The organism is Rhodobacter capsulatus, from assembly GCF_005144475.1.
GTDB classification, from domain to species: domain Bacteria; phylum Pseudomonadota; class Alphaproteobacteria; order Rhodobacterales; family Rhodobacteraceae; genus Rhodobacter; species Rhodobacter capsulatus_C.
On sequence record NZ_SWJZ01000134.1, the window covers coordinates 1 to 23,258 of the forward strand.

11 protein-coding genes are annotated in these 23,258 nt (G+C 66.0%); 7 read left to right on the plus strand and 4 right to left on the minus strand.

Going from position 1 to position 23,258, the window contains the following annotated elements; translation table 11 throughout:
- Window positions 1-105: 105 nt before the first annotated feature.
- Both FBT96_RS19485 and FBT96_RS19490 read right to left on the minus strand, forming a co-directional pair.
- On the minus strand, window positions 106-876 hold the full coding sequence (locus FBT96_RS19485; RefSeq protein ID WP_136909595.1) for a TIM barrel protein: 771 nt from the start codon (window positions 874-876) through the stop codon (window positions 106-108).
- Window positions 873-1,475, minus strand: a complete 603-nt coding sequence (locus tag FBT96_RS19490) for a DUF1285 domain-containing protein (RefSeq protein WP_169583645.1) — start codon at window positions 1,473-1,475, stop codon at window positions 873-875. Before FBT96_RS19490 ends, FBT96_RS19485 begins: the two co-directional genes overlap by 4 nt.
- 72 nt (window positions 1,476-1,547) lie before the next feature.
- On the opposite strand from FBT96_RS19490, the gene FBT96_RS19495 reads away from it, so the two are divergent.
- The 4 genes from FBT96_RS19495 to FBT96_RS19510 are packed head-to-tail and all read left to right on the plus strand — an operon-like array spanning window position 1,548 to window position 8,321.
- Window positions 1,548-2,561 carry an AAA family ATPase gene (locus FBT96_RS19495; RefSeq protein WP_136909597.1) on the plus strand — a complete coding sequence of 338 codons (1,014 nt, stop codon included), beginning with the start codon at window positions 1,548-1,550 and terminating at the stop codon, window positions 2,559-2,561.
- Window positions 2,558-3,466, plus strand: a complete 909-nt coding sequence (locus FBT96_RS19500) for a DUF58 domain-containing protein (RefSeq protein ID WP_136909598.1) — start codon at window positions 2,558-2,560, stop codon at window positions 3,464-3,466. The genes FBT96_RS19495 and FBT96_RS19500 overlap by 4 nt, the downstream gene beginning before the upstream one ends.
- A complete protein-coding gene (locus tag FBT96_RS19505) occupies window positions 3,463-6,225 on the plus strand; it encodes a DUF4159 domain-containing protein (protein ID WP_136909600.1) in 2,763 nt (920 codons plus the stop codon). Before FBT96_RS19500 ends, FBT96_RS19505 begins: the two co-directional genes overlap by 4 nt.
- Complete coding sequence (locus tag FBT96_RS19510) at window positions 6,222-8,321, plus strand: hypothetical protein (RefSeq protein WP_136909602.1); 2,100 nt, start codon at window positions 6,222-6,224, stop codon at window positions 8,319-8,321. Before FBT96_RS19505 ends, FBT96_RS19510 begins: the two co-directional genes overlap by 4 nt.
- Here FBT96_RS19510 and FBT96_RS19515 read toward each other — a convergent pair.
- Together FBT96_RS19515 and FBT96_RS19520 are read right to left on the minus strand one after the other, a co-directional pair.
- A complete protein-coding gene (locus FBT96_RS19515) occupies window positions 8,309-9,460 on the minus strand; it encodes an amidohydrolase (protein WP_136909605.1) in 1,152 nt (383 codons plus the stop codon). The two genes, FBT96_RS19510 and FBT96_RS19515, sit on opposite strands and share 13 nt — an antisense overlap.
- Window positions 9,460-9,882: a DUF1489 family protein gene (locus tag FBT96_RS19520; protein ID WP_136909607.1), complete on the minus strand. Its 423-nt coding sequence runs from the start codon at window positions 9,880-9,882 to the stop codon at window positions 9,460-9,462. Before FBT96_RS19520 ends, FBT96_RS19515 begins: the two co-directional genes overlap by 1 nt.
- A gap of 194 nt (window positions 9,883-10,076) precedes the next feature.
- On the opposite strand from FBT96_RS19520, the gene FBT96_RS19525 reads away from it, so the two are divergent.
- The 3 genes from FBT96_RS19525 to FBT96_RS19535 all read left to right on the plus strand — a co-directional run bounded on the left by FBT96_RS19525 (window position 10,077) and on the right by FBT96_RS19535 (window position 23,198).
- A complete protein-coding gene (locus FBT96_RS19525) occupies window positions 10,077-12,341 on the plus strand; it encodes an adenosylcobalamin-dependent ribonucleoside-diphosphate reductase (protein WP_136909609.1) in 2,265 nt (754 codons plus the stop codon).
- A gap of 787 nt (window positions 12,342-13,128) precedes the next feature.
- Entirely contained in the window at window positions 13,129-20,532 is a 7,404-nt protein-coding gene (locus FBT96_RS19530; protein ID WP_169583647.1) for a sacsin N-terminal ATP-binding-like domain-containing protein, read from the plus strand.
- The gene (locus FBT96_RS19535; protein WP_136909613.1) at window positions 20,529-23,198 is read left to right on the plus strand and encodes a DEAD/DEAH box helicase; all 2,670 of its coding nucleotides are present in this window, start codon (window positions 20,529-20,531) and stop codon (window positions 23,196-23,198) included. Before FBT96_RS19530 ends, FBT96_RS19535 begins: the two co-directional genes overlap by 4 nt.
- The last annotated feature ends 60 nt before the right edge of the window (window positions 23,199-23,258 follow it).

Consider the following 23,258-nt stretch of genomic DNA (forward strand, 5'->3'; position numbering starts at 1 on the left):
CCCCCCCCCCCCCCCCCCCCCCCCCCCCCCCCCCCCCCCCCCCCCCCCCCCCCCCCCCCCCCCCCCCCCCCCCGGGTCGCCTCGGCCTCAGCCGAGGCGAAATCCTCACCCGGCCTGTTTCTTGCGCTTCTTCGGCGCCGCCACCGGCGCGGACGGCATCCAGCCCAGCCCCGCCGCGGTCGTCAGCTTCGGCGTGTAATCCGCGCTCACCCAGCCCTTGTAGCCCGCCGCCTCAAGGCGGTTCAGGAACCCGGTCACGTCCCAGCCATCCGCCCCCGGTTCGGCCCGGTCCGGCGCCGAGGCCAGCGAGACATGGCGCAGAGCGACGCCGAACCGCTCGGCCACCGCCTCGGGCGCCGCGCCCAAAGCGACCGCCGTCGCCGTCTCCAGACACAGGCCCAGATTGTCCGCGCCGACCGCCTCCAGCACCTCGGCCAGCTGATCGTAGCCTTGCAGAAAACTGCCCCCGGGCCGCGGCGCCAGGGTGAAGACGCGCTTCGGCGCCGCCTCCGTCGCCCAGCGCAGATTGCGCAAAAGCGTCCCGGTCTCGCCCTCGGGGCCGGGCAGGATCTCGATGGCCCCCGGCTTGAGAACCTCGGCGTAACGCAGCATCCGCTTGAAATCGCGCTGAAACCGCTCTTCGCCCCCCGGCGTCGCGGCAAAGCCCTGCGCCGCGCCGGTGTAATTCGGCGGCGGCGCCACCATCGCCGCGAAGATCAGCCCCGACATCACCAGCCGGTCGCGCAGCTCCTGCACCGGCCCGTCATAGGGCGAAGCCAGGCTCACCCCCGCAAAACCCGCCGCCTGCGCCGCCGGGAACCGTGCCGCAAAGGGCAGTTCCTGAAACAGCGTGGTCAGATCGGCGGCCAGCTTCATCCCGAAATCTCCGCCATCCGCTGGATCGGAAAGAACACCCCGCCCGAGATCAGCCCGAGCCAGTCCTCGCCGTCATGCGCCCCGGGCGCGGCCAGATCGATCAGCCGGTAAAAGGTCTTGCGGTCGATCCGCGCCTCAAGCCCCCGGCGCACATGCAGATAGGGCCGCGGTTCGCCATCGGCCGCGATCGCGACCCGGATCGGATGCGCGGGCCCCGCCACCACGGTATCGCCCACATTGGTCACAAAGCGCAGATCCCCCGCCTCGGCGGTGCAATCGACGGCGATGAAGGGCGCGTCCTGCACGCGGATGCCGACCTTTTCGACCGGCGTGACCAGATAGAACTTGCCGTCCTCCAGCTTCAGCACCGATGCGAAAAGCCGCACCAGAGCCTCGCGCCCGATCGGCGTGCCCAGATAGAACCAGGTGCCGTCGCGGCGGATCTCGATGTCCAGATCGCCGCAAAACGGCGGATCCCACAGATGCACCGGCGGCGGCCCCTTGGCCCCGGCCTGCCGCACCGCCGCGGCGATGCCATCGGCAGTGACATCGGCCTTGGGCGGCTTCACGGCGAATTGTGGCGCGGCTTTCTCGGTCATCTTCTCTTTGCGGTTGGGCTGCGGCGGTTTATCTGTTTCTCTACCCGTATAACGCGCAACCGGAGCCCTGTCATGACCGAGACCGACACCCTTCTGGCCGAGATCGAGCTTCTGGGCAGCAAACTGGGCGCCGCCCGCGCCTCGGTGAACCGCCGCTTCATCGGCCAGGAACGCGTGGTGGAGCTGACGCTTGCCGCGCTTTTGTCGGGCGGGCATGCGCTGCTGGTCGGCCTGCCGGGGCTGGGCAAGACGATGCTGGTCGATACGCTGGCCACGGTGATGGGCCTTGCGCCTGCCCGCATCCAGTTCACCCCCGATCTGATGCCCGCCGATATCCTCGGATCCGAGGTGCTGGAAACCGCCGCCGATGGCAGCCGGGCGTTTCGCTTCCTCGAAGGGCCGATCTTCTGCCAGCTTCTGATGGCGGATGAAATCAACCGTGCCAGCCCGCGCACGCAATCGGCGCTTTTGCAGGCGATGCAGGAGCGCGAGGTGACGGTGGCGGGCGTGCATCGGCCGCTCGGGCCGCCCTTTCACGTTCTCGCCACGCAAAACCCGATCGAGCAGGAAGGCACCTACCCCCTGCCCGAGGCGCAGCTGGACCGCTTCCTTGTCCAGGTCGATGTCGACTATCCGACCCGCGCCACCGAACGCGACATTCTTCTGGCCACGACCGGCGCGGAGGCCGCCACGGCCATCGCCGTCTTCACCCCCGCCGAGCTGATCGCGGCGCAGCAGCTTGTCCGCCGCATGCCGGTCGGCGATCGCGTCGTCGAGGCGATCCTCGATCTGGTCCGCGCCTGCCGCCCCGGCGAGCCCGAGGCGCTGCCCGTCATCCGCGACAGCCTGGCCTGGGGCCCCGGCCCGCGCGCCGCGCAGGCGCTGATGCTGACGGTGCGGGCGCGCGCGCTGCTCAACGGGCGGCTGGCGCCCGGCATCGACGATGTGGCGGCGCTGGCCCGTCCGGTGCTCAGTCACCGCATGGCGCTGACCTTCGCCGCCCGCGCCCGCGGCGAGACGCTTTCGGCGATCATCGCCCGCGCCGTGACCGAGGTTCTGGGCACCGGTGCCGAGGCCGCCGCGTGAGCGATGCCCTTCCCGACGAGGCGGCACGCGATCTGCGCCGGGCGGCCGAGGCGGAAGCCGCGGCCCTGCCCGCGCTGCTGATCGCCGCCGAACATCTGGCCAATACCGTGCAGATGGGCGGCCATGGCCGTCGCCGGGCGGGCGCGGGCGAGGAATTCTGGCAATACCGCCCGGCCCATTCCGGCGACGCGGCCCGCTTCGTCGATTGGCGCCGCTCGGCGCGGTCGGACACGCAATTCGTCCGCGAGCGCGAGGCGCAGCTGGCACAATCCTTGTGCCTTTGGGTCGATCCGGCCGCCTCGATGCGCTTTACCGGCGCCGAGACCGGCCGCAAGGCCCGGCCCGAGAAACTGTCCCGCGCCCGGCTGCTGGCCCTGTCGCTGGCCATTTCCGCGCTGCGGGCGGGGGAACGGGTGGGGCTGACCAGCCCGCTCGCCCCGCCGCGCCCGGGCAAGGCGCAGCTTCTGACGCTGGCGCAGGCGCTTCTGGCCGAGACCTCGGCACTGGATTACGCCGCCCCCGATCTGTCGGCCGTCGCGCCGCAGGCGCGGGTGGTAGTGCTGTCGGATTTCTTCGCCGATCCGGCGGGGCTTGAAACCGCGCTCTCGGGCGCGGCCGGGCGCGGCGTGACCGGCGTTCTCTTGCAGGTGCTCGACCCGGCCGAGGAAGACTTCCCCTATGACGGCCGCACCGTCTTCACCTCGATGGCAGGCGGGCTGCGCTTTGAAACCCGCGAGGCGGGCGATCTGCGCGCGCGCTACCGGGCCCGGCTGGCCGAACGGCGCGACCGCGTCGCCGGCATCGCCCGACAGGCGGGCTGGGCCTTTGCCAGCCATCACACCGGCGCCCCGGCGCAGACGGCGCTCTTGTGGCTGCATGGCGCGCTGGGCGGGGGCTGGCGATGACGGTGCTGGGTCCGCTTGGCTTCACCGCGCCCTGGCTTCTGGCCGGGCTGATCGCGCTGCCGCTGTTGTGGTGGCTTCTGCGCGCCACACCCCCCGCGCCGATCCGGCGCCGCTTTCCGGGCGTGGCGCTGCTGCTCGGCCTGACCGATGCGACGGTGCAGGCCGAGCGCACGCCCTGGTGGCTTCTGGCGCTGCGGATGCTGGCGCTGGCCGCCGCGATTGTCGGCTTTGCCGGGCCGGTGCTGCATCCCGCAAAGCCTGATCCCGCCCGCGGGCCGCTGCTGATTGTCGAAGATGGCAGCTGGGCCTCGGCCGCCGACTGGCCGCGCCGGGTCGAGCGGCTGACCCGCGCCCTGACCGAGGCCGCCGCAGCGGGCCGCCCGGTGGCGCTGATCTCGCTCGCCGATCCGCCCCCTGCCCCGCCGCCCTTTACCGATGCCCGCGATCTGCGCGACAGCCTGCCCGGGGTGCAGCCGCAGCCCTGGGAGCCCTCGATCGACCTTGATCCGGCGCGGCTGCTGCCTGCGGGCCGCTATGACACGCTCTGGCTGTCGGACGGGCTCGACCGCGCCAGCCGCGCGCCGCTGCTGCGGGCGGTGCAGGCGCATGGCACGTTGAAGGTCTGGCAGCCCGCAGGCCCGGTGCTGGCGCTGGGCGCGGCGACGGTCGCGGGCGCGAAACTGCGCCTGCCGCTTCACGCCTCGGCCCCCCTCCGCCGCACGGTCGAGGTGGCGGCGCTGGGGGCCGATCCCTCCGGCCTCGAACGGGAACTGGCCCGCCAGCCGGTGACCTTTGCCGAGGCGCCGCAGGCCGAGGCGGTTTTCGATCTGCCGCCCGAATTGCGCAACCGCATCACCCGCTTCGAAATTTCCGGCCTGCGCTCGGCCGGGGCCGTCAGCCTGACCGACGATGCGCTGAAGCGGCGCAAGGTGGCGCTGATCTCGCCCGGCTCCGCGCGCGAGGGGCTCGAACTGCTGGCCCCCACGCATTACCTGCGTCAGGCGCTGGCCCCCTCGGCCGATCTGATCGAGGCGACGCTGGCCGATGCGCTGCCGGTCAAGCCCGATGTGATCATTCTGGCCGATGTCGGCGAGGTCACGGAAACCGCCGATCTTCAGGCCTGGGTCGAAAAGGGCGGCATGCTGATCCGGTTCGCCGGGCCGCGGCTGGCGGCGGCCGATACCGCGGCCGATCCGCTGTTGCCGGTGCGGTTGCGCCAGGGCGGGCGCTCGGTCGGCGGCACGATGAGCTGGGGCGCGCCGCGCAAGCTTGCCCCCTTTGCCGAAACCTCGCCCTTTGCCGGGCTGATCGTCCCCGACGAGGTCACGGTGCGCGAACAGGTTCTGGCCGAGCCCGACCCCGATCTGGGCGCGCGCAGCATCGCCGCGCTCGCCGATGGCACGCCGCTTGTCACCCGCAAGACGCTGGGTCAGGGGGCGGTGGTGCTGTTCCACGTCACGGCGCAGGCGGAATGGTCGAACCTGCCGCTTTCGGGGCTGTTTCCGCAGATGCTGGAACGGCTCTCGGTTTCCGCCCGGCCTGCCGCGCCCTCGGCCGAGGATCTGGCCGGGCAAAGCTTCACGCCGCGCAAGCGGCTGGACGGGTTCGGGCGGCTGACCGCAACCGAAGCCGAGGCGGGGGTGAGGGGCGAGGATCTGGCCGAGGGCCCCCCCGGCCCCGATCTGCCGCCCGGGCTTTACGCGACCGCGGATCAGGTTCTGGCGCTGAACGCCCTGCCGCGCGGGCGCCAGCTGGCCCCGGCGCTCTGGCCCGCGGGCGTGACGATCGAGGGCGAGGCCGCGCCGAAACAGAGACCGCTGGCCGGGCTGGCGCTGGCCCTCGCGCTGATCGCGCTTTTGCTCGACATTCTGGCGACGCTGGCGCTTTCGGGGCGGCTGCGCGGCCCGCGCGCGGCGGCCCTGATCGGGTTGGCCGTGCTGCTGCTGCCCTCGCCGCCGCAAGCGCAGACGCTGCCCGAGGCCATGTCCGAGTCCGGGGCCATGTCCGAGTCCCGGGCCATCGAAGCGGCGTCAAATGTCGTTTTCGCCTATGTGCCGACGGGGGATCGGGCGATCGATGCGGTCTCGATGGCCGGTCTGCGCGGGCTTGGCCAGACGCTGACGCGGCGCACCACCGTCGAGCCCTCGGCGCCGATGCAGCTCGATCTTGAAACCGACGATCTGGCGCTGTTCACGCTGATCTACTGGCCGGTGACCGAGATCGCGCCGACGCCCTCGCCCGCCGCCTATGCGAAACTCAACCGCTATCTGCGCGGCGGCGGGATGATCCTGTTCGACACCCGCGATGCCGATCTGGCGGGGATGGGGGCGGCGACCGGGGCCGGGCGGCGGCTGCAGGCTTTGGCCGCGCCGCTGGACATTCCGCCGCTCGAACCCTTGCCCGCCGATCACGTGCTGACGCGCAGCTTTTATCTTTTGCAGACGATGCCCGGCCGCCATGACGGCCCGATCTGGGTCGAGGCCGCCCCCGCCGATGCCGAACAGGCTGAGGGGATGCCGTTTCGCAATCTCAACGACGGCGTGACCCCGGTGGTGATCGGCGGCAACGACTGGGCTTCGGCCTGGGCGGTGGACGAGGTCGGCCAGCCGATGTTCCCGATCGGCCGCGGCGCGGCGGGCGAGCGCCAGCGCGAGATCGCCGATCGCTTCGGGGTCAATCTGGTCATGCATGTGCTGACCGGGAATTACAAATCCGATCAGGTGCATGTGCCTGCGCTTTTGGAAAGGCTGGGGCAATGAACGGGGTCTCGGTCGTTTTCGCACCGCTTTTGCCCTGGCCGGTGCTGGCCGCGCTTTCGGCCTTGGCCGTGCTGTTGCTGGCCATCGCGCTCTGGCGCGGGCTGAAGGGCTGGGCCTTGCGCGGTCTGGCGGCCTTGGCGCTTCTGGGCGGGCTGGCGCAGCCCTCGGTCCAGCACGAGGACAAGACGGCGCTTTCGGACATCGTGCTTCTGGTCGATGACCGTTCGGCCTCGCAGGCGCTGTCCGACCGCGGGGCGCAGACCGATGCGGCGCTGGCCCGGCTCTCGGCCGCCATCACCGCGCTGCCGAACACGGAACTGCGCCGCGCGACGGTGCCGGATGGGGCGAAGAACGCGGGCACGCAGCTTGGCGCGGTGCTCTCCGACGCCTTGGCGGCCGAGCCGCGCGGGCGGGTGGCCGGGGTGATCCTGCTGTCCGACGGGCGGCTGCATGACCCCGAAGCCCTGCCCGATCTGCCCGCGCCGCTGCATTTGTTGCGCACCGGCCGCGCAAGCGACTGGGACCGGCGGCTTCTGATCGAGACCGCCCCGGCTTTCGGCATCATCGGCGAGGAAACGGTGATCCGTCTGAAGGTTGAAGACAGCGGCGCCGTGCCGCCCGCGGCAGGGTCGAGGACGCGGCTGACGATCTCGATCGATGGCGCCGCGCCGCAGGAGTATCCGGTGACGGTGGGGCAGGATCTGGAGCTGCCCTTGAAGCTGGACCATGCCGGGCAGAATGTGGTGCAGTTCAGTCTGGACCCGGCGCCGGGGCAGCTGACCGCCCGCAACGACAGCGCCGTGGTCAGCATCAACGGCGTGCGCGACCGGCTGCGGGTGCTTCTGGTCTCGGGCCAGCCGCATGCGGGCGAGCGGACCTGGCGCAACCTGCTGAAATCCGATGCCGGGGTGGATCTGGTGCATTTCACCATCCTGCGGCCGCCGGAAAAGCAGGATGGCACGCCGGTTTCCGAGCTTTCGCTGATCGCCTTTCCGACGCAGGAGCTGTTCCTCGACAAGATCGACGAATTCGATCTGATCATCTTCGACCGCTATGCCGAACGCGGCATCCTGCCCGCCGCCTATTTCGAGAATATCCGCGCCTATGTCGAACGCGGCGGTGCGGTGCTGGTCTCGGCCGGGCCGGAATTCGCCACGGTGGAAAGCCTGTGGCAGACGCCCTTGGGCGATATCCTGCCCGCGCGGCCGACCGGGCGGGTGCTCTCAACGGCCTTCCTGCCGCGCCCGACCGAGCTTGGCCTGCGCCATCCGGTGACGGCGGGGCTGACGGGGGCGCCGCCGCCTGCGGGCGATCCGGGCGCCCGCCATTGGGGCCGCTGGCTGCGGCAGATCGAGCTGACCGGCGCGCGCGGCGAGGTGGTGATGCAGGGCGCGGATCAGGCGCCGCTCTTGGTGCTGGACCGGGCGGGCAAGGGGCGGGTGGCGCTTCTGGCCTCTGATCACGCCTGGCTTTGGGATCGCGGCTACGAGGGCGGCGGGCCGCAACTGGAACTTCTGCGCCGCATCGCGCATTGGGCGATGAAGGAACCCGATCTGGAAGAAGAGGCGCTGCAGGCCGAAGTCGAGCCGGGCAGCCTGTCGGTCACGATCACCCGCCGCACGATGCAGGACGGGGCAAGCCCGGTGCAGATCACAAGGCCCGATGGCACGGTCGAAAGTCTGACCCTGCCGCAGGTCGAGCCGGGACGGTTCGCGCAGGGCTGGACCGCGCCCGCCGAGGGGCTTTACCGGCTGAAGCAGGACGATCTGGACCGCGTGATGGCGCTGGGTCCGGCCAGCCCGCGCGAATATGAAACCCCGGTGGCTTCCGGCGCGGCGCTGGCGCCTGCAATCGCCGCCTCGGGCGGGGCCGAGGTGGCTTTGGAAGACGGTATCCCCGATCTGCGGCAGGTGCGGCCGGGCCGCGTCGCCGCCGGGCGCGGCTGGATCGGCGTCACCCCGCGCGAGGTGACGGCGACGACCGACATCCGGCTGAGGGCGCTTTTGCCGGGCTGGGCCTGGCTGGCCCTTGTCGCGGCGCTGGCCGTCGCCGCCTGGCTGATCGAGGGGCGGCGGCGGACGTCTCAGCCCAGCTGATCGGCCAGACAGCGCAGAAAAAGCGCCGCCCCCACCGGGATCAGGCTGTCGGGGAAATCATAATCGGAATTGTGCAGCCGGGGGCTGTCTTCTCCCGCGCCCAGAAGCAGCATCGCCGCGGGCGCAAGCGCGCCGAAGCGGCCGAAATCCTCCGAGGCGCGCATCGGCACCTCGGTCTCGCCCTCGGGGATCGCCTCGGCCGCCAGCGCCGCGCGCAGCACCGCCACCGCCTCGGGCGCATTGGTGCAGGCGGTGAAAATGTCGTGCCAGGAGAGGCTTGCCTGCAGATCGCCCGCGGCCTGCGCCACCTCGGCCTCGGCCGCGTCGATCAGCGCCGCCATCCCGGCATCGGTCTGGCTGCGCAGGGTGGCCCAAAGCTCGGCCTCGGCGGGGGCGATGCCGAAGGCGGGCTCGCCCATCCGGGCATGGGTCACGGTGACCAGCGAAAACGCCGGATCGGTGACCGGACCGCCCCGGCCCAGCGCGGGCAGCCGGTCGATCAGCCGCGCCAGCGCCGGGCCCGGCGAAAGCCCCGTCTCGGGCTGCGCCGCATGCGCGGTGCGGCCGGTGAGCCGGATCTTCACCCCGCGCGAGGCGCAATTGGCGGGCCCGGGGCGCACGACGCCCTGCCCCAGCGCCAGCCCGGGGTAATTGTGCAAGGACAAGGCCAGATCGGGGCGGATCTCGGCAAAGCGCGGATCGGCGATCACCGCCGCCGCGCCCGAGCCGTCTTCCTCGGCGGGTTGAAACAGCAGCACGGCGCGGCCGCGTTTCGGTCTTTGCCGCGCCAGCCCCCGGGCGACGCCTGCCAGAATCGCCATATGGCCATCGTGGCCGCACAGATGCGCCTTGCCGGGAACCTGCGAACGATGCGCCACGGTCCCGGTCTCAAGGATCGGCAAGGCATCCAGTTCGCAGCGGATCAGCACCGTCGGCCCGGGGTCAGGGCCGTCCCAGATCGCCGCGACGCCATGGCCGCCCAGCCCGGTCAGAAGCCGGTCGGGCCGGGATTTCGCCAGTTCCGCCACCACCGCCCGCGCGGTCCCGGCCTCCTCGCCCGAGACCTCGGGGGCGCGGTGCAGCGCGTGGCGCCAGGCGGTCAGGTCGATCACGTCGGACTTGCTCAGCCGCGTCTGCATCAGCGCAACCCGATCTCGGCCAAAGCCGCCTGCAGATCGCCGGGCAAGGGCTCTTCCTGCCCGCGCCCCACCGCAAGATCGCGCGGCGCCTCGGTCGCGGGAAAATAGCGCCAGCCCTGAAACGGCCGCCGCGGCACGGCATCGGTGCGGATCACCGCCGGGTCGAGCACCAGCGCGCAGCGGGCGATGCCATCGGCGCCGGTCACCGGCTGCAGATCGAGAATCGGCTGCCGCGCCAGGATCTGCCCCTTGATCACCCAGTAAAGCGAACCGCCCGCCAGAACTTCCTCGGCGCGCTTCGGCCACATCCGCGTCACGTGCCGCGCCGGGCCGGTGCCGAAATGCGCGCGCTGCCAGTCGATCAGATCCTCGACGCCCTCTGCGCCAACACAAAGCTTGAGGATATGCAGCGGTTGTGTCATTGCCTTCTTTCCTGTCCCAAGCGCCTCGACCATTCGGTCAAAAACGCTACAAGTGGTCTTCCGTTTCCCGTCACACCACAATATAGAGTGCGTCGCCCGAGGGCAACGCGGTTCACCCCGACGTTGACCCCCTGCCCTCGTCAACGTATCTTTAACCCTCTTTCCGCCCGCCGGTCGCTGCCAAAGGATGCCTCATGACCCGTTTTGCCGCCCCCATCGCCGAACAGATCTGGGACATGAAATACCGGCTGAAAGATGCCGATGGCCTGCCGCTGGATGCTTCGGTCGAAGACAGCTGGCGCCGGGTGGCTCGCGATCTGGCCGCGGTCGAGGCCGATCCGGCAGCTTGGGAGCCGAAATTCTACGCCGCGCTGGAAGATTTCAAATTCCTGCCCGCGGGGCGGATTCTGGCGGGCGCGGGCACCGGCCGGGCGGTGACGCTGTTCAACTGCTTCGTCATGGGGACGATCCCCGATTCGATGGGCGGCATCTTCGACATGCTCAAGGAAGCCGCGCTGACGATGCAGCAAGGCGGCGGCATCGGCTATGATTTCTCGACGATCCGGCCGCGCGGCGCGGCGGTGAAGGGGGTGGCGGCCGATGCCTCGGGGCCGCTCTCGTTCATGGATGTCTGGGATGCGATGTGCCGCACGATCATGTCGGCCGGCTCGCGCAGGGGCGCGATGATGGCGACGATGCGCTGCGACCACCCCGATATCGAGGCCTTCATCACCGCGAAACAGGATTCCGCCCGGCTGCGGATGTTCAACCTGTCGGTGCTGATCACCGATGCCTTCATGGCGGCGGTGAAGGCCGACGGGCCGTGGGAGCTGGTCTTTGAAGGCAAGGTCTATCACACGCTGAACGCCCGCGATCTGTGGAACAAGATCATGCGCGCGACCTATGATTTCGCTGAGCCGGGGGTGATCTTCATCGACCGGATCAACGCGATGAACAACCTCGCTTACCTTGAGCAGATCGCGGCGACGAACCCCTGTGGCGAGCAGCCCCTGCCGCCCTATGGCGCCTGTCTGCTCGGCTCGGTCAACCTGGCGCGGCTGGTCACGGCGCCCTTCACCGATCAGGCCCGGCTGGATCTGGCGGCGCTGGACGAACTGGTGCGGACCTCGGTGCGGATGATGGACAATGTCGTCGATGCCAGCCGTTTCCCGCTGCCGCAGCAGGAAGCAGAGGCGACGAACAAGCGCCGGATCGGGCTTGGGGTGACGGGTCTGGCCGATGCGCTTCTGATGCTCGGGCTGCGCTATGGCGACGACCGGGCGGCGGCGCAGACCGAAGCCTGGATGAAGGCGATCGCCCGGGCGGCCTATCTGGCCTCGGTCGATCTGGCCAAGGAAAAGGGCGCTTTCCCGCTCTTTGATGCGCAGAAATATCTGAGCAGCGGCAACATGGTGCAGATGGACGAGGATGTCCGTCAGGCGATCGCCACGCATGGGATCCGCAATGCGCTTTTGACCTCGATCGCGCCCACCGGGACGATCTCGCTTTATGCGGGCAACGTGTCGTCGGGCATCGAGCCGGTCTTTGCCTATGCCTATACGCGCAAGGTGCTGCAAAAGGACGGCTCGCGGACCGAGGAAGAGGTCGTCGATTACGCGGTGAAGCTGTGGCGCGACATGAAGGGCGACGTTGCCCTGCCCGATTATTTCGTCAACGCCCAGACGCTGGCGCCGATGGATCACGTCAAGATGCAGGCGGCGGCGCAGAAATGGATCGACTCGTCGATCTCGAAAACGATCAACTGCCCGGTGGATATCAGCTTCGACGATTTCAAGGACGTCTACATGGCGGCCTTTGAAAGCGGCTGCAAGGGCTGCACCACCTATCGCCCGAACGAGGTGACGGGATCGGTTTTGACAGTTTCCGAAACTTCGGAAAAGACGCCCGAGACCGACAGCGGCGCCGAGGTGGTCTATCTGACCGAACCGCTGGATCGGCCCCCGTCACTGGAGGGGGCGACCTACAAGCTGAAATGGCCCGGGTCGGAACATGCGATCTACATCACCGTGAACGATATCGTGCAGGGCGGGCACCGGCGTCCTTTCGAGGTTTTCATAAATTCCAAGAATATGGAACACTACGCCTGGACGGTGGCGCTGACGCGGATGATCTCGGCGGTGTTCCGGCGTGGCGGCGATGTCAGTTTCGTGGTGGGCGAGCTCAAGGCGGTCTTTGATCCGCGCGGCGGGGCCTGGATGGGGGGGCAATACATCCCCTCGATCCTTGCGGCGATCGGCGGCGTGATCGAACGGCATCTGGTGGCGACGGGGTTCATCGCGGGCGAGGGCATGGGGCTGAAAAGCGACCCGCGTGCCGAGACCCTGGCGGTCGGCGACGCGCCCAGAGGCGAGGCCTGTCCGTCCTGCGGCAGCTACGCGATGCGCAAGGTGGAGGGATGCATGACCTGCGCGGATTGCGGCCACAGCAAGTGCGGCTGAGGGCAACGGCGGGTAGAGCAGTGTCCTGTCAGCCCAAATATTTCCTTTTTACACCCCATATTTTTCCTTTCGACAGGCAGCGTCTGGCCTTTCACGGAAAACGGGCGGAAATGCTTCGATTGGGCGGGTGAAACGGCTTGATATGAGGTGGCGGTGTGTTTCGAGCCACTTTTCAGTCTCTCTCGACGCAATCCTCTAGTGTCCTGTCAGCCCAAATATTTCCTTTTTATACCCCATATTTTTCCTTTCGACAGGCAGCGTCTGGCCTTTCACGGAAAACGGGCGGAAATGCTTCGATTGGGCGGGTGAAACGGCTCGATACGAGGTGACGGTGTGTCTCCAGCCACCTTCCAGGCTCTCTCGACGCAATCTTCCAACGCGGCCACACAAGCGCGACACAGCAAGTGAGAGAGCGGCCCTTCATCCCCAATCGTGTGGAGCGCAGCTAGACTCTTGGCACCGACGTGACGGGCGGTGAGCAGACCTTGATGTCGCGGCGTCGCGGCCGCGGCAATCAGCGACAGCGGACCTTCGCATCCCGCTCAGAGGGCTAAGCGACGGGCAGAAAAAACGGACTTAGCTCCCGAAAGTAATCTTCTTACGCGCCCGGTGACCCGCTTCACCGATGGGCGGCATCCCCGCCCATCGGGATCCTCGATGCGAGAGAACTTCGAAGCCGAGACGATCTTGCGCTTTGCCTGCTTATCCGTTCCACTCCGGAAAGTGCGGGTTTCCATAATCTATTTCCGCCGCTTCTCCTACTTAGAAGAGTTTCCCGCCTATGACGATGCTCCGCGACGAAAAGTCGATTATCGAGGACCTTCGGACCAACCTGAAGGAACGCTACCATTTCGAGGGCGGACGGACGCTCCTGCGAGAACTGCTGCAAAACGCGGATGATTCCGGTTCAGAGCAAGTCATGATCGCAGTCCAGCCCGGCTGGCCCGAGGCAGATCACCCGCTCCTGAGGGTTCCGGGGCTGATGGTCGCGAACGATGGCCGATATGACGCGGCATCAGCGCAAGGCATTGCGCGCTTCGGCGGCAGCATCAAGGCCACCGACACCGCTGCCATCGGGCGGTTCGGAATGGGACAGAAGACAGCGTTCCACGTCTGCGATGCCTTCCTCGTTGTCTCTGATGGGCACGAAACCGAGGTGCCTTCCCTCGTGGTCAATCCCTATATCGTCATCGGTAAACCCGGTGATGCATGCGTCGAATGGAAAGCCGCGCTGACCACGCGGGACCGTGATCTGCTTCTGTCCAGTGGCCTCGCGGGCTCCGCCCGTCAGATGGTCCAATGGTATCCCCTCCGGAGCCCAACCCTCAAACCGAAGACGACCACCAGCGGCTTCCTACCCAAGTTCTACGACACAAGCTTGCTGGATGATGCCAGCGACCCGTTCTGGCTGTCTGGCATCGTTTCGCTGTTGCGTAACGTCCGGAAACTCGAAGTTATCGTGACCGATGGCACGTCCAGTGTCATTGACCGGGCCGCTTCCCCGCGCTTGCGCTTTGATCCTGCAACGCCGGGGCAGACGGATTTCGGTGGTCCGCTGTGCGCCGGAATCCGCAGCGTCGGCAAGGAAATGATGGCGCCGACGGATTTCGGCACCGATCTGACCGCCTCGGGAGCTTGGCCGGATATCCTCGACCGGCAGGACGATGCCATGGTTCCACAGAAGGCGTTGCCGCATGCTGCCGTGGTGCTTCTCGTTGATCCCGATGGGCAAGATGAACTCGACATCACGTGGTCCGTATTCCTGCCGGTCGCGAGCGAAAGCGCGCCCCGCGTCGTCGGGACCGGACAGGTGCGGCTGTTCCTGCATGGCTACTTCTTCGTAACCAGCGGACGGGATGCTATCCTCGGTCATGACAAGGACACGCCGGACGACGTCAGCGCCGCATGGAACGCGCGGGTGCGCGACGAACTTGTGCTGCCTCTGCTGCCGAGTTTGTTGATGGATGCGCTCAAGTCAGACGCCTTGACCGAGATGAGGCTACAGGCAGTCGTATCCGGCTTGAATGCGTCCGGGCTCATAGGGAACCATCGCAATGCAATCTCGTCGCGGCAGGTTCTGGCGCGGACCTTGAACGACCGAAAGATCGGCTGGACACTGAACGCGCCGAGTCTTCAATTCCGCGCACTGCCCGCGCCGGAAAACACCCGGCTTCCCCGGATCCTGGAACTGATTCCCGACCTCGAGCAACGTATGGCTGAGTGGAACCTTGTTCCAACAGTCGGGTCCAACGCAGTCCTGGCGCCAGTTGCTGCGGCCTGGCAGGACGAGGAACTTGCACAAATAGCCGGGCTCCTGACCGCCGCCGCATTTGGTCAAGGGGGAAAGCTCGCACGTTTCGGCGAATTCCTTGATTTTGCCCGCCGCGAGCGTCTGGACAAGTCGGCAGCGCTTGCCGCGCCTGTCCTGAGCCTGCTTCGCCAGGCGATGACAAAGCGTGATGTCGATATGGCGCAGGGCGAACACATCCGGATGGTCCTCCACCATCTTCCGGACGGTTGCGTGGTGTCCATGCCACCCAGCGTGATGCGCAATAGCCAGATGCGCCGGACGCTGGCCTCGGTCGAGGCCGCACCGCTGTGTATTCACCAGGACTGGCGTCCGACAAGCTTCGGAGCCCGAAACCTGTCGCTGATCGAAGCGAAGGCCCTGTTGACGGCCCTGCAACCGCTGCTGAAGGACACCGCGACCGAGGACGCGGCCGCAACCGCCGCAATTGCCATCCTGAAGGCGATGGGAGACAATTTGGCCGCGGCGCAGCGCGATCCGGAGTTCCGGACACTGCACATCGTCCGTGTCGACAAGGGGCTTGGCTTCCCGCGCAGTGCCAGCCTCGACGACCTGTCGAAAGCAGCAAGCAGCGGGCGCCTTTTCGCGCATAACAACGAGAATCGGAAACTTGTCGAGCTGCTCGAAGGTGCGGCCCCGGGTGCCGGCGCCATGATGATCAACTACGCCGAGGCTGCCCAGCTCCTGACCGAGGTCGGAGCTGGTCTGACCTATGCGAAAGATCCTTCCTACGAAACAGCGCGTCTTGCCGCCGAGGCAGATGCTTCGGGACCAGATGAAGCGCGTCTCGACCTGATGCACAAGCTCTGGAGCACCGAGAGCAGGTACCGCCCGTACCTGCGCGCGATCCTTGCCGGACGCCGCGAAGCCCGCTTCGACGACCGAGACCTGCTGTGGATCGAAGGAGGGAACGGCCAACTCGACGCCTTCGCCCGCACCCTTGTCGGTGGAGACGAAAAGACCATCCTGCTGACTTCAACCCTGCTGATGCGCATTGATGCCGAAAAACAGGGGCATCTTGGCGTCCGGAAGTTCGATGGCGCGACACTCGGCGAAAAGTTCCTGGCCAATCAGAGGCATATCGCAGCCACTCCGATTTCGCCCGAACTATTCTCGGCCTTCTTCACGGCGAATATTCCGGACGAAGATCTCGAACTTCTGCCGATCTTCGAGACAAAGCAGGGGCGCGTTGCTGCCGTGCATGGCTTTCGCCAGAACCCGGACCTATCCTTTCCGGACGGCATTGACGTGCCGATATTGCACGCCCCGTTCGGCATCGCGGCGCAGGAACAGTTTCGCCGGATCACCTCGGCGCGCATCTGGTCTGCGGAGCGGCAACTTGCCTTCCTGCTCGACCAACCCGAGCCTGAGAAACATGCTGCGCAAATCATTGCAGCCGTTCGGGATGGCAGGACAGCGGAAACGCTGCCCCTGCTTGCTGAGACGCAATGGCTCACCCTGATCGACGGGCGCACAGTCGCGCCCGCAGCCGTCATGGATCTACCTGGCTTGAATTCGGGCCTGCTCCCCTCAGACATGGCAACACGCGAGGATGTACCAGTCGGCCTGCTCGACGCGGACACCCTGCGTCTGCTGATGAAGGACGGTGTGCTGAAGGACACCGCCGCAAGCAAAAGTACCCTGCTGGAGCGTCTCTCTGAGGGAAGCCTCCCGTGCTGGATCGGCGAGCGGCCCGGTGACATCGCCGCTTACCTTCAATCCCTCGCAAGAGATGGCGCGGACCTAACCTTGCCGGGATGGCCCCTTCTGGCCTGGCTGTTGTCGGCGCCAGGCGCCGAGGCACAGACCATCGTGCGCGAGGTGCAGCAGCACGGGGCTCCTGAGCCTGACCATTTCCATGGTTGGATGGATGCTCTCTCACGCATCGCCGCTTCAGGGAACCCGTCTGCCCGTGCCGTCTATGACTCGGGTTTCCGCTTTCTGGCGAGAACGTCGAACGATCAGATCGGGAAAATCCTTTCCGGAACACGGGTGCCAACGCGCGACGGAACCTGGCGTGCCGCAGACGAGGTGGTCGCGCATGGCGGTGCCGTCGCCTTCGCGCATCGTCTTGACCCCGAATTGTCGCGGCTGCTCCCGCAATCGGCACAGGGTTCGGGTGACGACCCGCGAAAGCTTCGCCCAAGTGACGCGCCCGCTGAACTGACGGAAAAGCAGTCCGCCGATAGCCTGAGGCCGATCCTCGCCCGTGCGAAAGTTGCCGTTCCCGCCGAGATGCTCGCCGTTCTGGTGTTCATGCTCGGTCGGTCGGATTGCTGGCGCGCGCTGATGCGTGAAGAGCTTGGGCTGGCCACCCCGGTGATCGAGGGGATCGAGCGCGATTTCGAGAACCAGGTAGACACGGCGTATCGAAAAGGCAGCGACCAGAGCCTCATGGCCCGATCCGCCCGAATGCGAATCCAGTTCCGTCCGCGACGCGATCTGCAAGGTGAGGACGAGTTCATCAGCATCGCGGGAACACCCGTGATGCTCCCGCTCGGGGACGCGCAGCCATTGGAGATCGTCGGAACAATCCGCCAGAACTGGAAAAACGAGCAAACCAAGGACCTGCATAACCTGACAAGGCGACGCGCTCTCGACGTCGTGTTGCCGGACGATGTGCGGCTGACGGACCGACATGTCACTGAATTCTGTCGAACCCTCGCCGAAGAATATGTCGGCAGTGTAAATGATCAACCCGAAGCACGCTCAGCTCTGGACGCGCTACTTGCGGGTCGTGCGCGGTTTGCCGAACATGTCGCGAGTGCGGTCAGGGCCGAAATCCGTGACCAGATGCCGAAGATCCTTGGCGAGATGAAGCCGAGGCCAAGCGGCACTCTGGAACGCGCGCGCAAGGACTACGAGGATGCCGTGCGCGGCGCTGGAGACGGTGTCGATGCCATCCGCCAGGGGCTCAAGGACCGGCTCTGGACGAAAGTCGATCAACCCGAGGGTCACACGGAATTGCTGGAACGCGTGCGGGCGCGGATTACAGAGGACGGATACGCCCCGGCACGAATCTTTTTCGAGCTTTTCCAGAACGCGGACGACGCCTGGCAGCAAGATCCAGCCTGGAGCGATGCTCCCGGACAGTTCGAGCTGTCACGAGATCGCGGAACCACAACCATGACTCACTGGGGAAGGCTCATCAACGTCGTCGGTGCAGGCAGTCACGGCGAACGCATGGGATGGCACCGCGACCTGTACCACATGCTCCTGCTCAACCTCAGTGACAAGGATCGCGCGGAGGCCGTGACCGGGAAGTTCGGCCTCGGCTTCAAGGCAGTACATCTGCTGGCAGATCAGGTCCGCATTGCCAGCCGACACGTCGCCTGCCACGTTCGCGGTGGGCTGCTACCCGATCCTTGGGATCAAGGAAAGGAGCGTTCATTTGATGCGACAAAGCAAGGCCGCCCCGCCACGATCATCGAATTCGATCAAAACGCGGGACAGGACTACGACACGGCTTGGGACGCCTTCCGCCGGTCGGCGCGCTGGTTGCCCGCCATGGCGCGCGGCATACGGCAGGTCGATATCCGCAAGGAGGCTCTCGTCGAGACCTTCGGCGCTTCCTTCGAAGACACGGGAGCCGAGAACGTCCGCATTCTGACCTTGACCGGAACCGAAGCCGGCAAGGCGCTTGTCTTGGACCTGGACGACGATACCACGCTGTTCCTGCCTCTCGGTCCCAACGGGCCGATCCCCCCCGCCAATGGAACACCCGGCCTGTGGTTGCTGGCACCGCTGGATGTCGACGCGCGCCCGCGCTGGCTGATGAACAGCCGCAGCTTTGCAGTTAACCCGGGCCGGGGGCACCTGCGGGGCACGTTGGACGAACGCAAGGCCCTCTTCCGCAAGCACGGCACCAGTCTCGCGCGCAGGCTCAAGGCTTTGGCAGCACTGCTTGAGAACGACTGGCCTGCGTTTGCCCTCAAGGCAGGACTATCCAACCCGGACCCGAACGCAGGAAGAAGCCTGTTCTGGACCGCCCTCGCTGACAGCTTTACACCGGATCTGCGTCATGACCTGCTGGGGTCGCTCCACGTGGACGACACCCGACCGCGTGACATCACCAATCAGGCCCCCGACGCCGCCAGGCTTGGTTGGGCGAGCCTGGTCTGCGATGCGCCCGTATTCCCAACAGGTCTCACCGCCCCCTTTGAGCCCCTGTTGCAAGCCACGGAAGTCCTCTGGCAAGTGGCCGGCGTCATGGACTTGCCGGATGCCGCAGAGCGGCTTGCGGGCCATCCGGCAGCCCATCGATTGCTGTCGCGCAGCGTGTCGAGCAAGGCAGCCCGCACGCTCGAACAGATCGGCCTCCGGGTACCGAGTCCGCTGCATGGTGGTGGCCTTCTGGCGGAGGTCCTACGAGAGTCCTGCCGGATCGAGCCCGATCTGGCGACCTGGCTTGGCGGCATCCTGTCATCCGCGCGCATGGAACAAGGCGAGAGAGAACAGGCCTTGGACCATTTGCGCACTGCTATATTCCGCATGGCGGATGGCAAATGGGGGCCGGCAGCATTCATGCCACATGGCTGCGAACGCACCGATCCGGACGAGCGGTTAATTTCCGAGTTCGCGTCATCGGAATACATCCTGTCCGGGGATTACACCGGCGACGCGATCAGTCTTTACGAACTCGCACGCGGTAGCGGTCATCTCGGCCGCTTTCTTGCACCGGCAAGGCTCGCCCAGTTCGCCCGCGAATGCAAAACGATCGAAGCGAAGCGCGCGCTGGTGACATACATGATGCGCGGCGAAAAAGGCCGAAAGCTGGCCGAAGAGTTGAGCATCCGGCCGTGTAGCTGGCTCCCCCGTGATTTCGAAGCGCTTTGCGCCAGTGACTTCGCACAGGGACTGAACCGCAAGGATCTGGTGCGGAACGTTCTCCCGCATCTCTACGCCGGCGAACACGAGGACCGCCTTGATGGGACCCAGTACCCTGCCCCTGACTTGGGTTATCCCGCGGTTGAGCAGTCTGAAGATCAGCCAGATCCTGCGCTTGTGCTCGAACGGCTGCATGCATGGTGGTCGCGAAAATCCCAAGAGCTTGGCAGCAAATACAACTTTGACACCTACCCGGCGAACTCGAAGCCAGAACGGCTCCGCGACAAGCATTATGACGATGATCCCGAAGGATGGTTCACCTTCTTCGCCCAGGGCGTCTTCCGAACCATCGAGTGGGGCAACGAGACCGCCAGCCGTAACTTCATCAACAATGCCAAACGCGCCGGATGGTGGGGAGATATGGCCCGTATCTCGCAGGTCCACAGCTACAAACCATGGACAGATCGACTGGAAGAGCTTGCGAGCATTGATGGCAAGGCCGAGAACTATCGACCATGGCGCCGTGCGCTGGGAGAGCTTTACGTCGTCGCGCGCTGGTTTCCAGACTACATCGACGTCTACCAGAACCTGCCAAGATTCGTGCAACGCGACGGAGCGATCAGCCTCGTCGATCACTGGTGGCCGAGTGCCTCGCCGTCGCATCAGCGGCGCGGCACCGAAGGGGCCTCTTTGATCCGCGCACTCGGAACCGGCGCGAACTGGATGATCCGCGAGGGCGTGCGGGCCGGCATCTGGGGTGATCTCGGCGGCTACATGTACGGATACGGCTGGGCGAACTCCGCTGCCATGGGGCGTTTCGCGGATCGGATAGGCTGGCGACATCTCTCGGGCCTTGGCGGGATGGATGACTCACGTGAAATCTACTCCGAGTTCGAGGCATGCCTTGAGGATCGCGCGTCTTTTGGTGGCGCCCTTGACCTTCCCATCCAGCTTTTGATGACCCAGATGCACGAGGGCGCGCAGGAAGACATCTTCAGCCCAGGACCCTCGACTGGGCCGCAATCCGACGACGAAGAAAAGGACCCCATTAAATGACGACCTTCGCCCCTGAGCAATCCGTTCGGCATCCTGATCATGGTGAAGGCCGCATCGTGGTCGATCAGGGGGTCTTCAGCCTCGTCCAGTTCGGCACGGATATCCACAGGGTGGAGACAGCCCAGTTGATGCGCATCGAGTCGCTGGAGGATCGCCTTGCCGATCTCACTACGGACGACCCGACAGCCACGTTGGCAAAGGCGCAGGCGTTCCTGATCAGGTCGATCAACGACCAATGGGGCGTCTTCACGCGCACCCGGGTCAAGCTTCTGCCCCACCAGCTCTGGGTCTGCCGCCAGGTGACGCGCAACTGGCCCGCCCGCTGGTTGGTTGCCGATGACGTCGGCCTCGGCAAGACCATCGAAGCGGGCCTGATCCTCGATCCGCTGCTCTCCTCAGACCGTGTGAAGCGCGTCCTCGTCCTGACCCCGGCCCGGCTTGCGCCGCAGTGGCGAGACCGGATGAAGACGATGTTCGACATCCGTCTCAACCTCTATACTGCTGACCTTGATCGCGATAGGGTCAGCTACTGGGAGACGGCCGACAAAGTGGTCGCCTCGTTCCATACGCTCCGCATGGACAAGGCGCGCGAGCGCCTGTTGAAGTCCGAGCCGTGGGATCTGGTTCTGGTCGACGAAGCGCACCACTTCCAGGCGGTCGAACGCAGCGCAACCCTGACATATAACCTGCTGAAGGACATGCAGGCCGCGGGCAAGATCGGCTCGCTGGTCCTGTTCACCGGCACGCCACATAGGGGCAAAGACTTCGGTTTCCTCGCCCTGATGCACCTCCTGCGGCCCGATCTTTTCGACCCACAGCGCGACATCGAGGAGCAGCTTGCGCACCTGCCCGAAGCGATGATCCGCAACAACAAGGCCACGGTGACCGACCTCGAAGGCAAGCCGCTGTTCAAGCCGGTGATGACCCAGACCGTCGACTACGGCTATACCGAGGCGGAGGCGGATTTCTACAACGTCATGAGCGAGTTCATCCTCGACGGTCGGGCCTATGCGAGCGACCTTGCCGGCCGTGAGCGCACCTCGCGCATGCTCCTGCTTATCGCGCTACAGAAGCTTGCCGCCAGTTCCATCGCGGCGATCCGCAGCGCCCTGTCGAAGCGCCGAGGCATGCTGGCGACGACAATTGCGCAAGGTCGAAGCGGTGCCGCCCAGATTGTCGAGCCGCCAGAGGATGAAGATGACGACGAACGATCCCAGCGCGAGGAAACCTCCGTGGGCGAGACTTCCCCGACGCTCATGAGTGACGAGATTGCCCGCCTCGACGAGATCCTCGCTCGCGCCGACGAAATCACCCAAGAGACGAAGATCCAGAGACTGATCGACTTGATCGTGACCGAGCTCCCCGCCGGAGAGCCCGTCTTGCTCTTCACCGAATACAAGGCCACCCAGGCCCTCGTCCTGAACGCGCTGGAAGCACATTTCGGCGAAGGGAGCACCGGTTTTATCAATGGTGACGAACGCCTCACGCTTCCCGATGCCAGCGGTATCGCCCAGACGCGCAACCTAGCTCGCGACACGGCGGCCGAAGATTTTAATGCCGGACGCACCCGCTTCCTGATCTCGACTGAGGCTGGCGGCGAGGGTATCGACCTTCAGCACCGCTGCGCCACGCTGGTGCATGTCGATCTTCCTTGGAACCCGATGCGGTTGCACCAGAGGGTTGGTCGCCTCAACCGCTATGGGCAGAACCGTGCGGTATCTGTCTACCTGCTGCGAAACCCCGAAACCGTCGAGGCGCGTATTTGGTCCCTTCTCGAAGAAAAACTCGCGCGGATCCAGGCCACGCTCAGCGCCTCGATGGAGGAAGCCGAAGACATTGCCCAGCTCGTGATCGGCATGGCTGGATCCTCGGTTTTCGACGAGCTTTATTCCGAGGGTTATTCGAAACAAGGCCGGGAAACCCTGAGAAGCTGGTGGACAGCCAACAGCAACCGCTTCGGCGGCGACAATGCGCTCGCGACGGCTCGAAGCATTTTCGGCTCTGCATCGAAATTCGATTCCGCAAGCATGGCCAAGGAAATTCCCCAACTTGACTTACCGGAACTTGAGCCGTTCTTCCGGAACGCCGCCAAGACACACGGGCGCAGGGTCACGACCTCTGAGGCGGGTCTCTCGATCGCGACGCCCGAGATCTGGCGCAACGATCTGGATCTGAAATCCCGATACGATGGCCTGACGTTCGACCGCGAACTCGCGCCACAGGAACAGATGAACCGAATGATGGGGATCGGGCATTCCCTTGTCGACAAGCTTCTGGAGCATGCAGTCAACCAGCCGGTCTTTGCCGCGTACCTCAAAGGTCTCGAAAGCCCGATCCTGCTGGCACGGGTGGAGGACGAACTGACGGGAACGAAGGCGACCGTCCATCGTATCGTCATCGGACTGCGACATGGGCAGTCCAACATACTGAGGGATGGTGAGCTGTTGACTTTGCTCAATCACTGCACCGCTCAGGAAGCGGCACCAACCGAACTATCCGTAGAACATGCAGCGACTTTGCGCGAGCTGTCGATGCAGCTTGAAGCATCTGAACTCCCGGGATCGTTTGGGTTCACCTACCCAAAGGCAAGGCCCATCATGGCACTGGTGCCCGCACCAGTGCAGCAGGAAGCGGACCTTACCTTGGGTCCGGGAGCCATCTCATAGGCGCAGAGATTGGGATACTCGACGTTACAAAAGGGTTCAGCACCCAAAAATTACGGCGCC